This window comes from Nocardia amikacinitolerans, assembly GCF_900215415.1.
GTDB classification, from domain to species: domain Bacteria; phylum Actinomycetota; class Actinomycetes; order Mycobacteriales; family Mycobacteriaceae; genus Nocardia; species Nocardia amikacinitolerans.
In genome coordinates, this window is the sequence record NZ_OBEG01000001.1 from 920,263 (window position 1) to 934,002 (window position 13,740).

The window sequence follows — 13,740 nt, forward strand, 5'->3', positions numbered from 1 at the left end:
CGTGCCGTGTGCGGCGGCAGTGCTGCCGCTCTATGTCACACGTCACTTTTCCGCTCGGCGGGCACGGCGACATCTGGCGCGGGTAGGAGATTCGTACGACCTTCGGCCGGTTCCCGTCGCATCAGGCGCGCAGCGACCCGGACGCGTCCGAGTTCCGCAACCAGATCGACACGGCTTCCGCGCGATTGGCGGCGCCCAGCTTGCGCAGCACGCGGGTGATGTGGGTTTTGACAGTGCCCTCGGTGATGGTGAGCTTGCGGGCGATGCGCGCGTTGGAGTCACCCTGGGCGAGCAACCGGACGATCTGTACTTCCCGTCGGGTGAGCACCCCGTCGTCGTCACGGCTCACCGCGATCGATTCGGTGACAGCGTGGCGCGGCATCGACCACCGGCCCAGTCCGTCGAGCTGGGCACGGATGGCCGACATCCCTTCCAGCACCGATACACGCGCCAACTGCTGGCTCGCCCCCTGGGCGAAGGTCGACAGCAGCAGTTGATCGACGTCGTCGAGCGCGCGCCGCTGGTGATAGCAGTCCCCGTGCACGAGGCCGACCACCTCACCGTCGACCACCAACGGCGCGATCCCGTACGAGGAGGACTTGGTAATCGCCGCCAGCGGGCGGTTGACTCGCGGATTGTCTTGCACCTCGTGCACGAGTACAGCGCGTGCATCGATCACCGTGTCGTTCTCGACCAGCCCGTGGTCGAGGATTGGCGGGTTCTCGCGTCCGACCGCGACGATGTCGGCCGCCCACTGGGGATCGCGGACGACGTGCATCGTGTGCAATCGCCACGCGCCGTCCACCGTGGAGACCAACGCGCGGTCGAACCCGAGGCCGCAGGTTGCTTCCGGGATCCGGGTGAGCAGCGAATCCACCGTGGTCACCGCGCTCAGTTCCGACAGCGCGGCGTGCACTGTGCTCAGCCGTTGGGTCCGGTTCACGAGCCGGATATGTGCCTGCATCACTTCAGCCGCCCTGATGCGGTCGAGAAGACCGATCAATTCGGCCAGCCGGGCGGGAGAGGCGGCCTCGGCATCGGTTTCGCGCAGTGCGCGGGTGGTTGCCACCTCCCAGAGTTCGCCGAGATTCCAACCACCGGTGGGTCGGTGATGCTCCGGATCGCGGTCGAGCACAGCGTGTGCGTGCTCGACGATCTCGGTGATGGTGGCATTCAGCTCGGCGACACTGCGCTGATTCGATGCGCTGCGCATACTCGGCTCCTGTACTCAGCCTGCATTCATTCGGGGCCGCTGCGGCCAACGGTCTCCGACGGCAATTCCCCGAACCGTTCGCGGTACTGCTGCGCGAAACGGCCCAGATGGAAAAAGCCCCACTTCATCGCCGCGTCACTCACCGAAACCGCGCGGCCGGAGGACAATTCGTCACGTACCCGGTCGAGTCGCACGGATTGGACATAGGCGCTGGGTGACATGCCCACCGCGTCCCGGAACGCCAACTGGAGCGCCCGGGCGGTGACCCCGGCTCGAGCGGCGAGTTCGGCGGTCGAGATGTCGGCATCGGGATGAGCGTGGATGTAGGCGACGGCCTCGCGCACGCGCGCGTGTCCGATGCTCGGTGCGGAGCCGGTCAGGATCGGTGTCAGCTGGCTCGGTGCGGTGAGCAGAATCTGCGTCATCAGTGTCGACTCGAGTTCGCGGCAGGCCAGCGGCATCGTCGACACCCCGCCTTCGCGGGCCAACTCGTCGTAGACGAATCGGGTCGAGGCCAGCAGGGCGCGGCCTGCGGGGGAGTCGATGGGGAAGGTGAGGTCGAACAGGACCGGCTCGGTGTCCCGGCGACCGAGCAGTCGAGCCGCGTGGCGTTCGAACGGCGTTCGGCGCAGATTGATGTGATAGTGCGCGGCGTCGGCGCTCCAGCGGATGGATACCGGCGCGTCGTGCACGAACGCCACGCCTGCCTCACCCGCGCCGAAGGATCGGCGGGCGCCGTGTTGTGCCACCGTGCTCTGTCCCGCGACGGACAGATTCACGTGATAGCACGTCTGCATCGGTGGTCCCTCGATGCGGGCGTCGGTGCCGTAGGCCATCCGGCCGACGGTCAGGCTCTCCGAGCGCACCGTCTCCAGGGCGAAGTCGATCCCGCGACGCTCGTCGAGGACGAGCTCGTGGCGGGCGAAAGTGGCGGCCACGTGATCATGAGCGGCGGCCGGATCTTCCGTGCGAAAGGTGCTCACGCACGCCGCGGGTACTGGCGACAACGGCAGACCCTCCTTTCAGGCGTGATGGTTGTCACATAGTCAATATAATATACTTTCTTCGATCCGAGAGATGCTTCGCTGGATGGACAGCGCACCTTCGCCGAACGGATTGTGACCCAGGTCTCGCCGATCCTACCGTCGTCCTCACGGCACCCGGCCGCTCATTCATCGCCGCAGGAGGACCCGCCATGCCCGACGCACCGACACGACTCGAGGTGAACCGCGAACCCCGCGACGGAACCTGTCCACGATGTGGCGCCGCCGAACTGCGCGCGTATCCCGTCGTCGCCGAACAGGGCTGGGTGCAGGTGGTCAAGTGCCAGCGCTGCCTGCACTCCATCTCGCGGGAACCGTGGCAGCGGCTCGGCCCCATCCAGCTGCTCGCGGACCTCGTCTGAGCACCGAATCACTTAGGGAGACACCATGATCGCAGTCGATGTGGGCGGCACCTTCACCGACGTCGTCGCCTGGCGCGACGGGCGGATCCACACCGCCAAGATTTCCACCGACTACACCGACGTCACCGGGCCGGTGCTGCGCGGCGCCGAGGTGCTCGGCGTCACCGACGCGCCGGTGTTCAACCATGCCAGCACGCACGGCCTCAATGCCGTGATCACCCGGCGGCTGCCCAAGATCGGCTTCCTGACCACCGATGGTCACCGCGACATCCTCGACATGGGCCGGGTGTGGCGCCCAGCCGAAGCCATCCTCGACCCGCACTGGCGGCGCAGCTTCGGTGACGCGTCCCGGCCGCTGGTGCAGCGCTACCTGCGGCGCGGCATCCGCGAGCGGATCACCGCCGACGGCGGCGTGTTGTTCGCACTGGACGAGGACCAGGCCAGGACCGAACTCGAGGTGCTTCGCCGGTGCGAGGTCGCGGGCGTCGCGATCTGCCTGATCAACGCCTACGTCGACCCCGTGCACGAAGTGCGGCTGCGGGAGCTGGTGCGCGAGGTGCTTGGCGATGTGCCGTGCTCGATCTCGAGCGAGGTGTCGCCGCTGGCCAAGGAATACGCCCGCGCCTCCACCACCGTGATCGACACACTGATGAAGATCATCTACTCCGATTACACCGCGGGCCTGGAGAAGGGCCTGAGCGAACTCGGTTTCGCCGGTCAGCTCAACTTCGCCGACTGCGCGGCGACCCTGGTGCCCTCGGCGCAGGCGATGGCACAGCCGTTCCGTATCGTGTTCTCCGGCCCCGCCGCCGGAACCGTCGCGTGCGCGCACTTCGGCGCACTGATCGGGGAGAACGACCTGCTGTGTGCCGACGTGGGCGGCACCTCGTGTGACATCAGCGTGGTCATCGGCGGCGAACCGTTCGTCAACACCACCTTCGAACTCGAGCACGACCTCGTCGTCAACGCGCTGGCCAACGACATCTCCAGCATCGGCGCCGGCGGCGGCAGCATCGTGTCGATCGGCTCCGCGGGCGAGATCCAGGTCGGCCCCGACAGTGCGCGGGCACAGCCCGGACCGGCCTGCTACGGCCGCGGCGGCACCCAGCCGACGACGACCGACACCTGCCTGCTGATCGGCATCCTGGACGCCGACGACTTCGCCGGCGGGGAACTGCAGCTCGACGCCGACGCCGCACGGCGCGCCTTCGAATCCCTCGACACCGAGCTGGACCTGGCGCATCGGGTCCGCTACGCCTACGAGATGGCGGTCGACAACATGGCCGAAGGCGTGTTCAACGTCGCCATCAAGAACGGTGTCGACCCCCGCGACTACAGCTTGGTCGCCTTCGGCGCCGCGGGCCCGATGCTGTTGCCCGCAGTGCTCGACACGGTGCAGTGCAAGCAGGTGATTGTGCCACCGAATCCCGGCCTGTTCTCCGCGGTCGGATTGCTCTCCACCGACCAGGTTTTCACGGTCGACCGCAGTGCGTACCTCATGCTCACCGGCGAGGCCGCCCCCGCGATCGACGCGTTGTTCGCCGAGATGGAGGAGCAGTTGCGGGCCCGCACCGGCGGCGGCTCGGTACGGATGCTGCGCAGCATGGACGCGCACCTGGCCGGGCAGAGCTGGGAGACCCCCTTCGTGCCGGTGCCGAGCGGCACGATCGATGAGACCGCCGTCACCACCATGGTGTCGGCCTTCCACGACACCTACGAGGCCCGCTCGGGCAACCGCTTCGAGATCATGCCAGTCGAAGGCGTGACTTTCCGGGTGCGCGCGGTGCTCGATACGCCCAAGGTCGAATACGCCGCGCTCCCGGCCCGGTCCTCGGCCGACGGGCCGCTCGCCCCGATCCGCACCGTGACCCTGCGGTACCTGGGTGACCTCGACGTGGACGGCGTCGGCGCCCAGCAGGCCGACGTCTACGACCGAACGAGTCTGCGAGCCGGTGACGTGCTCGACGGCCCCGCCGTGGTCGAGGAAGAACTGTCAACCACTCATATCGGCGCGGGCCAGCAGGCCACCGTCGGCGAGTACGGCGAAATCGTGATCCGGAGGAAGTGACATGTCCAGTCCGACCATCCCCACCGCCCCCCGGCTGCGAGACCTCACCGATGCCCAGTTCCGTGAGCGCTACGGCGCCGACCGGTTCAGCGCCACCGTGATCACCAACCGGCTGCGCTACGCGGTCGAGCACATGTCCACCGGCTTCATGCGTGAGGCGTTCTCACCCATCATCCGCGACTGGTACGACTTCGCCTGCACCATCAGCGGCCCCGCGGACAAGGGCTATCCGATGGCCGTGGTCAGCAACAGCCTGGTCGTGTTCCTCGGCACTATGGGCGACGCCGTCCGCAACGCCGTGGAGGAGTACGGGCCCGAGAACCTGCGTTCCGGCGACGTGCTGATCTGCAACGACCCCTACCGCGGCGGAAGGCACGTGAACGACGTGGCCTTCACCCGTCCGGTGTTCGCCGACGGCGAGATCGTCTCCTACGTCACCATGTGCGCGCATCAGCTCGACATGGGTGGCACCGTGCCCGGCGGCTTCTCGGCGACCAAGAGCAATGTCTACGAGAACGGCCTGGTGATTCCGCCGATGCTGTTGTGGGCGCGGGACGAACCGGTGCGCTCCACCTTCAGCCTGATTTTCGACAACACCCGCTGGGGTGGCATGTTGCTGCCCGACTTCAAGAGCATCTTCCAGCAGTTGAAGCTGGGGGAGCGGCTGATCCTGGAGAACATCGACCGGTACGGCCTCGAGGCCTACCTCGGCACGCTGGACTACTCTTGCGACACCTCCGCCGAGCGCATGCGCGACGCCATCGCGCTGGTACCCGACGGCGACTACGCGGGCTCGGCGCTGATCGACGCCGACGGCCTCGACGACACCGTCGACTACACCGTGCGGGTACTCGTGCGCAAGCGCGGCGAGGACATGGAGATCGACCTGTCCGGTACCTCGCCCCAGGCCAGGACCTGCATCAACTGCGGTGTGCTCGATGCCAAAACCGCTGTGGGCGTTGCCCTCACGATGCTCCTCGACCCGAAGGTGCCGTTCACCTCGGGCACCTGGCGCAACGTCGACCTCGCGGTCCCGCCGGGCACCATCGTCTCCTCGCTGCCACCGGACGGCGGCATCATGATGTTCTGGGAGGCCTCCGGCGCCGTCGCGTCGGCGATCTTCGACGCGCTCAACCCCGTCCTCGGCAAGCACGGCGTCGGTGGCGACTACGGCTCGACCAATACCCATAACGCCTCCGGTCTGCGCGCCGACGGCACCCCGTGGACCTCGGCGACCCAGTGCGGTGGCGAACACGGCCCGTGGGGTGCCACCCATGTCGGCGACGGCGACAGCTACACCGTCCTGTTCACGCTCAACAACCTCGACCCCGCGACCGAGACGATCGAACGCGAGTCGCCGGTGGTGCTGTTGCGTAAGGAATACGCCATCGACACCGGCGGCGCGGGCACCTTCCGTGGCGGCGCGGCCAATCTCAAGGACGCGCTGTGGCTCACGGCGGGCGCGCACTACCTGTCACCGTTCCGCACGAGGAAACCCTCGGGGGTCGGCGCCAACGGTGGACAGGCCGGGCCGACCGGGGCGATGTGGCTGTTCCCGCCGGGCGACGACCGGGCGGTGCCCGGGATGCTCGGCACCGACCCGCGGGTCTACGCCGACAGCGTGCCCGTCGCCGGGGTGCTCGACCCGGAAACCAAGGCACTGGACCCGGCCGACGGCCGCTACCACTACTTCGCCGCCGAACAGGTCTGGCGGACAGGGCCGAACACGATCCTGCGGTGCCTCACCAATGGTGGTGGCGGATGGGGTGATCCGATGCACCGTGATCCCGAACGGGTGCTCGCCGACGTCCGCGACGAATACGTGAGCATCGCGGGCGCCGCGCGCGACTACGGCGTCGTCGTCGAGGGCGACCCGCGCCTCGACCCCGAGGGCCTGCGTATCGACCACGAGGCGACAGCGCTCCTGCGCGCCCGCCCCTCCGCCTGATTTGCTCGCACGAGACAGGAGAAAACTGATGAAGGGGATCTTGTTCCCGGGAGACGGGACCACCGTGCTGAAGGACTTCCCCGAGCCCGAAGCGGGCTACGGCGAAGTCGTGGTGAAGATCCGCGCTTCGGGGATGTGCGGATCCGATCTGCACTTCTACCACGGCGCTTTCGAATTCGACCGAGCGGTGATCCAGGGCCACGAACCGTGCGGTGAGGTGTACGCGGTGGGCGAGGGCGTCGACCCGGCCCGCTTCGCGGTCGGTGATCGCGTGATGATCCACCACTACTTCGGCTGCAACACCTGTCGCCGCTGTCGGGCGGGCTGGCCGCAGATGTGTGAGACCGCGCCAGGCAAGACCATGGCGGTGCACGTCAACGGCGGTCACACGTCCTTCGCCCTGGTGCCGGTGGCCGCCCTGCTGCCGATGCCGGAAGGACTGTCGTTCAAGGCGGGCGCGGCCATCGGGTGCGGCACCGGCACGGCATGGGGTGCGATCAAGCGGGTCGGTGGCGTCGCGGACACCACCACGGTGGTCTTCGGGCAAGGTCCCGTTGGCCTTTCGGCGACGATGTTCGCCGCCTCCATGGGCGCCCGGGTGATCGCGGTCGACGTCGACGACCGCAGGCTCGCCGAGAGCGAACGCTTCGGTGCCGACATCGTCGTCAATTCCCGCGAGCAGTCCGTGGCCGAGGTCGTCGCCGAACACACCGGCGGCCGCAAGGCCGAAGTCGTGCTGGAGACCTCGGGACGGGCCGGCGAGGACGCCCTCGCCGTGCTCGGCACCTTCGGCCGGGCCGTGTTCATCGGCCTGCCCGGTCACGTCGAATTCACGACTCAGGCCGTCTACAAGAACCAGTGGACGCTGATGACCTCTTGGACCATGTCGACGATCGAACAAGCCCGCTGCGCCGATTACGTGGTGGCCCACCAGCTTCCGGTCGACGAGCTGTATTCGCACACCTGGACCATCGATCAAGCCGAAGAGGCCTACCGGTGGTTCGACCGGCAGGACGCGGGCAAGGGCGTCTTCCTGTTCGACTGACCGCCACGCCCTTACGCTGATTCGGAGAGACCTATGACCACCACCCATCCGGGGCCCACCTTCGTCGGCACGGCCAAACACAACCTGATCGGCGGACGCTGGGTGCCCGCCGCGTCGGGCGAGACCATCGACGTCGTCAATCCCGCCACCGGCGCCACCATGGGGACCATCGCCGCCAGCGGTGCCGCCGACGTGGACGCCGCCGTCGCGGCCGCGCGCACCGCGTTCGAAGGGGAATGGAGACGCTGGACCCCGCACCAGCGTCGCTCGCTGATCCTGCGCGTCCACGACCTGGTTCTCGAGAACTTCGAGGAACTCGCCACCATCGAGACCCTGGACATGGGCGCCCCGCTGGCCAGGACCCGCGGCCTGAAAGAGTGGACCTCGCAGGTGCTGCAGTTCTTCGCCTCGCAGGTCGACGTGGCCACGGCCAGCACACCGCCGAACTCGCTGCCCGGTGATTTCCTGACCCTGCGCTACCGCGAACCTGTCGGCGTGGTCGGCGGGATCATCCCCTGGAACGGTCCGCTCATCGGCCTGTGGTGGATCTTCGGCCCGGCCCTGGCGACCGGCTGCACCGCCGTGCTCAAGCCCGCCGAGGACGCGTCGCTGTCGGTGCTGCGGGTGGCCGAATTACTCACCGAGGCCGGGGTTCCCGACGGCGTGGTCAACGTGGTGACCGGCTACGGCAAGGACGCCGGCGCGGCACTGGCCGAGCATCCCGGGGTCGACCGGATCGCGTTCACCGGCTCGGTGGGCACCGCACAGACCATCGTGCGGGCCTCGGCCGGGAACATGAAGCGCCTGCAACTCGAACTCGGCGGCAAGTCACCCGACATCGTCTTCGCCGACGCCGATCTGGACCGAGCGGTGCCGGGGGCGGCGATGGGCGTCTACACCAACAGCGGCCAGGTGTGTGTAGCGGGCACGCGGATCTTCGTGCAGCGCCCGATCCACGACGAATTCGTCTCGCGGATGGCGGAATTCACCAAGACCATCCGCGTGGGCGACGGCCTGGACCCGAATACCCAACTGGGCCCGCTGATCTCACAACGCCAGCTCGACCGCGTGCTGAACTACATCGACATCGGATCCGGTGAGGCCGAGCTGGTCAGCGGCGGCAAGCGGCTCGACGGTGACCAGGCTTCGGGATACTTCGTCGAACCCACCGTGTTCGCCTCCGCCACCAACGAGATGACCATCGCCCAGGAGGAGATTTTCGGCCCCGTGGCGACGGTGATCCCATTCGACGAGATGGACGAGGCGCTGCGTCTGGCCAACGCGACGCCGTACGGGTTGGCGGGCGGTGTCTGGACCACAGATCTCGATACAGCACACAAGGTTTCACGGGGCATCACCGCCGGCACCGTCTGGGTCAACTGCTACGGCGTCCTCGACCCGTCCGTGGGCTTCGGCGGAACCAAGATGAGTGGCTACGGCTGGAAGGGCGGCCGTGAACACGTGGAGAGCTACCTCTACCCCAAGGCCGTCTACATGAACCTGGGCTGAGGCGCAGGACGCCAGTGGCCGGGAGACGACGTCGTCTCCCGGCCACTGTCACGTCTCGGTGGATCAGCGAGTCGTGCGCAGGCGCTCACGATCACGCATCGGGTCGGCGAGGAACAGCGCCGCGACCGCCGCGACCGCGCCGATCACGCCGAGGCACTGGAAGGCGGCGGTGTAGCCGTCGACCTTCGTCGCCGACGCGTCGACGACGATCCCCATCGCCCACGGGCCCACGATGCCGCCGATCGCCTGCAGCGCGAAGAACGCGCCGATGACACCCGCGGTCTGGTGCGGCGGACCTGTCGCGATCACCGCGGCGTTGAGCAGGGGGAAGATCGCCACGACGAGTCCGTATGCCACCGACACCGCCGCCACCGCCAGCACCGGCGACCCGAGCATCGGCAGACTCAGCAACAGCACCCCCGCGACCATCACGCCGACGCAGGGCACGATCACCCGCACCAGCCGGGTCGACAGTCCACGACTCACACCCCGGTCGCTGAGCCACGAACCGCCGACCAGGGTGGCGATCCCGACGAAGCTCGGCGCGGCGAACAGGGTGCCCGACTCCAGTCGCGAGAAGCCGAGGCCCTGCTCGAAATACGAAGGCAGCCAGGTCAAGACGACCGACATCAACGCGTAGGCGCAGATCGCGACGACCACTGCGGAGAGGAACGTCTTCGACGTGAGCAGCCGCCGCCACGGCACCGAGGCCTCGGTGGTCGCGTCCTCCGGCGCACCGTGCTTGCCACCCACCGGATGCGGGCCGGGCCGCCAGGTCAGCAGCCACGGTAGGCACCAGAGCGCAGTCGCCGCGGCCAGCACGATGATCGCCGCGCGCCACCCGTAGCCGGCGATGATCAGTGCCAGCAGGGGGACCACGGCCATTTTGGCCAGCATGCTGCCGGTGAGGATGAGCCCGCTCGGTAATCCACGCCTGGCGGGCGGATGCCACGAGTACGCGGCGGTGTGCAGCAGCGCCGAGGTCGGTCCCTCGGTGAAGCCGAGCAGCATCCGGCTCAGCAGCAGGACCGCGAAGGTCGCCCAGATCACCAGCGGCAACATGACCACCCCCCAGAGCACCGCGATCAGGGCGATCGCCCAGCGCAGTGCCAGGAGCTTGTTGATCGGGCCGGCCAGGAAGCCCCCGATGGTGAACGCGAGGAAGAACAAACTGCCCGTGAATCCGATCTGCGAGGCGCTCAGACCCAGATCCTCCCGCAGCGGTTGTGCGATGAGGCCGAACACCGCCTTGTCGGACGCGTTGAGGGTGTACAGCACCACCAACATCCCGGTCAGCCCCCATCCCGTTATCCCGGCGCCGGCAGTGGGTGGCGGTCCAGAGGTCGAGGTTTGCTCGTGTGCGAGTTGTGTCACGGGTGTGCCCTTCGAACAGTCGGCGAGATCACATCAGCATTTTAATGTGTTACGCATCATATATTATATTCATGTTTTCGTGTGCTGGTTCACATGATCGCCGTCACACGGTCGGCGCAGTAGGCGAACGAGAAGCGCCTCGACGTCGGACCTGTGGGCACGACTCCGTTGTGCCGGTGCGGGACGGCTCGTGGAGGGCTCCTGTGAACGAAGTGCTCCCCGCACGAGCGGGATATACCCGTGGCCACGGCACCGTGCGAGTCATTGCCAAGCGGATCGGGCTGAGCTGAAGCGCGTCACGGAAACTCCGCAGTTTTGACCGGACCCAATGCGAATTCGTGAGAACTGTCGGGCCGGCCAGCTTCGCGAAAGATGTTGATAACAGGCAGTGTTGGAAACTGTCGAGCACGATTGAGGGAACCGGAATGCTCGCCAAGTGGTCGCAGGTTCAAATCCTCAGCTCGACAGGCAGGAGACCGCCTCCGGGGGCGAAAAGCTCAATGGGGGAGTCGTATTCGACGGTGATGTGAAGGTGGCGGGCTGACTCGACCGTCCAGCCGGGCCAGTCGAAGGCCGAGTGGGGCGGGGCGGTGGCAGCGGACCCATCGAGTTCGGAGCGGGGTGTCAGCGTGGCGCGCAAGGTTGTGGTGACGGTTGTCGGTGATTTCGACGGTCGTTCGCAAGCGGCGGAGACGGTGTCGTTTGCGGTGGATGGTGTCGGTTACGAGATCGACCTGTCCCAGGAAGACGCAGCTCGGTTGCCAGAGTTGGTGGTAGCGGCCGCGGGAGATCGGTCGGCCCCGGCGGTTGCGCAGTAGCGGTGTCGCCGGGGGTGCGATGCGGCTGTCGACGTGGCCGGCAACGGTGGTCGGCGCCAGCGCGACGCCCTCCGCACAGTGCCATCGCTGCGGCCCCACGCCAATCGCCAGGACCGCGGCACCTCTGTTCCTCAAATGCATCGGCCCGTGAGCGGAGCTGCTCCGGCATGCGTGACTGGCCGAGGGGCCGCCGGCCGCGCCGAGACCGACCGCATTACAGGATTCGCGGCGCGGCGCACGGCGGCGAATTGCGTGCTCGATCATCGTTTCCGCAGGTGAATTTCTGTGGTTAGCGCATGTGTCCCCCTCCGGACACCAGTGCAGATCGGCCCCGGCAACTACGGTTGCCGGGGCCGATGCCGTATGTGGAGGTGAAGGCAGCACGAGCCATCCACCTGAGCCCACTTCACCGCGGCGGTGCCCGTCGGACGTCGCCTTGGACACCAACCGCGACCACACGAAACGCGCTCGACCCGCCGCCTCCGATCCGGAGGAAATCACCGCTGTTGAACTCCACCGCCTGTGACCCGACAAAACGAACCGGGAATTCTCGGTCTCGGCGATCGCCCGTTCGGCGTTAGCAGATCTGGGCAAGCCAGATACGATCTTCGATACGTGAGGACGAACGGCACCCGGTGGCCGGCGGCCACGTCGTGTCGCGACCTCGCCTGCCGGTCGTGCGGGCAACCCTTTCCCGGCACATGCTCAGCCGAGCAGGTTCCAGTCCTCCATCCCCGGGTAGAGCGGGAAGGACTGGGCCAGCTTGGAGACCCGCCCGCGCAGGGAGTCCAGGTCGGTGGAGCCGGTCAGCGCGGTGGCGATGATGTCGGCGACCTCGGTGAACTCGGCGTCGCCGAAGCCGCGGGTGGCTAGCGCCGGGGTGCCGATGCGCAGGCCGGAGGTGACCATCGGCGGGCGCGGGTCGAACGGAACGGCGTTGCGGTTCACCGTGATTCCGATCTCGTGCAGGAGGTCCTCACCCTGTTGACCGTCCAGCTGCGAGTTGCGCAGGTCGACAAGGACGAGGTGCACATCGGTGCCGCCGGTGAGCACGGTGATGCCCTTGGCTTGGGCGTCGGCCTGGGTCAGACGTTCGGCGATGATCTTGGCGCCGGACAGGGTGCGTTCCTGACGCTCCTTGAACTCCGGGGTGCCTGCGATCTTGAAAGCCACGGCCTTGGCGGCGATGGCGTGCATGAGCGGACCGCCCTGCTGGCCGGGGAACACCGAGCTGTTCAGCTTCTTGGCGAACTCCTGCTTGGCCAGGATCAGACCGGAACGCGGACCGCCGAGGGTCTTGTGCACGGTGGAGGACACGACGTCGGCGTAGGGCACCGGAGAGGGGTGCAGACCGGCGGCGACCAGACCGGCGAAGTGCGCCATGTCCACCCACAGGTAGGCGCCCACCTCGTCGGCGATCTCGCGGAACGCGGCGAAGTCCTGGTGCCGCGGGTAGGCCGACCAGCCGGCAACGATCACCTTCGGTGCCGTATTGCGGGCGATCTTGCGCACCTCGTCCATATCGATCAGGTGATTTCGTTCGCTGACCCGGTACGTCTGCACGCCGTACAACTTGCCGGAGAAGTTCAGCCGCATGCCGTGCGTCAGGTGGCCGCCGTGCGCGAGATCCAGGCCGAGCAGGCGTTCGCCCGGGTTCATCAGCGCCATGAGCACCGCGGCATTGGCCTGCGCACCCGAATGCGGCTGCACATTCGCGTAATCCGCGCCGAATAGCTCGGTGACGCGGGCGCGGGCGAGATCCTCGACGACGTCGACGTGCTCGCAGCCGCCGTAGTAGCGGCGGCCCGGGTAGCCCTCGGCGTACTTGTTGGTCAGCACGCTGCCCTGCGCCTGCAGCACCGCGCGCGGCACGAAGTTCTCCGAGGCGATCATTTCCAGGGTGTCGCGCTGGCGCGCGAGCTCGCCCGTCACCGCGGCGGCGACCTCGGGATCGAGTTCGGTCAGGGAGCGGGTAAGCGAGGTGGATCGAAGGCTTGGGGTGACCACAGGTGAACTCCGTTGGCTGGCATCGAGATAGCCGACGCCCTACTGCACGCAGACCTGATCGAGCCCGTCCCAGCGCGCGCGTGGTCCAGGGCTGTCGGTGCTGCGCCCAATCCACGAGGCGGCGACCGCCGGACGCGGCGCGTCCGGCGCAACGGGCAGGTCTTCGGACTCGCAGGCGCCGACCACGATCGGAGTCGTCCTAGTGGCCGTCGCTTCCCGGACGCGCAGCATCCAGTGCCTGTGACGGCGTTCGTTCCTGCTCACCGCTGCGGGACAGTCCCGGAATCCCACCGGGTTCCCTCTTCGCCCCGACCACGTGACCGCAGTGCGAGGCTTCGACACCGGCGACCTGC

10 protein-coding genes and 1 riboswitch are annotated in these 13,740 nt (G+C 67.6%); of the genes, 6 read left to right on the forward strand and 4 right to left on the reverse strand.

Translation table 11 applies throughout. The features are described 5' to 3' along the window. Window positions 1-121: 121 nt before the first annotated feature. Both CRP45_RS04360 and CRP45_RS04365 read right to left on the reverse strand, forming a co-directional pair. Window positions 122-1,213, reverse strand: coding sequence for a helix-turn-helix transcriptional regulator (locus CRP45_RS04360; protein ID WP_097243879.1), 1,092 nt, complete (start codon window positions 1,211-1,213; stop codon window positions 122-124). A gap of 26 nt (window positions 1,214-1,239) precedes the next feature. Then, a complete protein-coding gene (locus CRP45_RS04365) occupies window positions 1,240-2,196 on the reverse strand; it encodes an AraC family transcriptional regulator (protein WP_245909885.1) in 957 nt (318 codons plus the stop codon). Between the two features lie 212 nt (window positions 2,197-2,408). Between CRP45_RS04365 and CRP45_RS04370 the strand changes: the two genes are divergently transcribed. The 5 genes from CRP45_RS04370 to CRP45_RS04390 are packed head-to-tail and all read left to right on the forward strand — an operon-like array spanning window position 2,409 to window position 9,188. Next, complete coding sequence (locus CRP45_RS04370; protein ID WP_097243881.1) at window positions 2,409-2,618, forward strand: hypothetical protein; 210 nt, start codon at window positions 2,409-2,411, stop codon at window positions 2,616-2,618. Window positions 2,619-2,643: 25 nt separating this feature from the next. Beyond that, on the forward strand, window positions 2,644-4,686 hold the full coding sequence (locus CRP45_RS04375) for a hydantoinase/oxoprolinase family protein (RefSeq protein ID WP_097243882.1): 2,043 nt from the start codon (window positions 2,644-2,646) through the stop codon (window positions 4,684-4,686). Window position 4,687: 1 nt separating this feature from the next. Further along, window positions 4,688-6,634 (forward strand): hydantoinase B/oxoprolinase family protein, encoded by a 1,947-nt coding sequence (locus CRP45_RS04380; protein ID WP_097243883.1) that lies wholly within the window; start codon window positions 4,688-4,690, stop codon window positions 6,632-6,634. A gap of 28 nt (window positions 6,635-6,662) precedes the next feature. Further along, a complete protein-coding gene (locus tag CRP45_RS04385; RefSeq protein ID WP_097243884.1) occupies window positions 6,663-7,679 on the forward strand; it encodes an alcohol dehydrogenase catalytic domain-containing protein in 1,017 nt (338 codons plus the stop codon). 33 nt (window positions 7,680-7,712) lie between these two features. Further along, window positions 7,713-9,188: an aldehyde dehydrogenase family protein gene (locus CRP45_RS04390; protein WP_097243885.1), complete on the forward strand. Its 1,476-nt coding sequence runs from the start codon at window positions 7,713-7,715 to the stop codon at window positions 9,186-9,188. A gap of 63 nt (window positions 9,189-9,251) precedes the next feature. Here the strand turns inward: CRP45_RS04390 and CRP45_RS04395 are convergent, their stop codons facing one another. Then, window positions 9,252-10,475 (reverse strand): MFS transporter, encoded by a 1,224-nt coding sequence (locus CRP45_RS04395; protein ID WP_097243886.1) that lies wholly within the window; start codon window positions 10,473-10,475, stop codon window positions 9,252-9,254. Window positions 10,476-11,191: 716 nt separating this feature from the next. On the opposite strand from CRP45_RS04395, the gene CRP45_RS04400 reads away from it, so the two are divergent. After that, window positions 11,192-11,380 (forward strand): Lsr2 dimerization domain-containing protein, encoded by a 189-nt coding sequence (locus CRP45_RS04400; protein ID WP_097243887.1) that lies wholly within the window; start codon window positions 11,192-11,194, stop codon window positions 11,378-11,380. A 705-nt stretch (window positions 11,381-12,085) separates the two neighbouring features. Here the strand turns inward: CRP45_RS04400 and glyA are convergent. Then, the gene (glyA, locus tag CRP45_RS04405) at window positions 12,086-13,387 is read right to left on the reverse strand and encodes a serine hydroxymethyltransferase (RefSeq protein ID WP_097243888.1); all 1,302 of its coding nucleotides are present in this window, start codon (window positions 13,385-13,387) and stop codon (window positions 12,086-12,088) included. 137 nt (window positions 13,388-13,524) lie between these two features. Beyond that, window positions 13,525-13,728: riboswitch (cobalamin riboswitch) on the reverse strand. Between the last annotated feature and the right edge of the window lie 12 nt (window positions 13,729-13,740).

Bases quoted from the DNA above. Each gene is read 5' to 3' on its own strand.
- CRP45_RS04395 (WP_097243886.1), bottom strand. From the start codon at position 10,475: ATGTTGGTGGTGCTGTACACCCTCAACGCGTCCGACAAGGCGGTGTTC.
- CRP45_RS04370 (WP_097243881.1), top strand. From the start codon at position 2,409: ATGCCCGACGCACCGACACGACTCGAGGTGAACCGCGAACCCCGCGAC.
- CRP45_RS04375 (WP_097243882.1), top strand. From the start codon at position 2,644: ATGATCGCAGTCGATGTGGGCGGCACCTTCACCGACGTCGTCGCCTGG.
- CRP45_RS04390 (WP_097243885.1), top strand. From the start codon at position 7,713: ATGACCACCACCCATCCGGGGCCCACCTTCGTCGGCACGGCCAAACAC.
- CRP45_RS04385 (WP_097243884.1), top strand. From the start codon at position 6,663: ATGAAGGGGATCTTGTTCCCGGGAGACGGGACCACCGTGCTGAAGGAC.
- CRP45_RS04360 (WP_097243879.1), bottom strand. From the start codon at position 1,213: ATGCGCAGCGCATCGAATCAGCGCAGTGTCGCCGAGCTGAATGCCACC.
- CRP45_RS04380 (WP_097243883.1), top strand. From the start codon at position 4,688: ATGTCCAGTCCGACCATCCCCACCGCCCCCCGGCTGCGAGACCTCACC.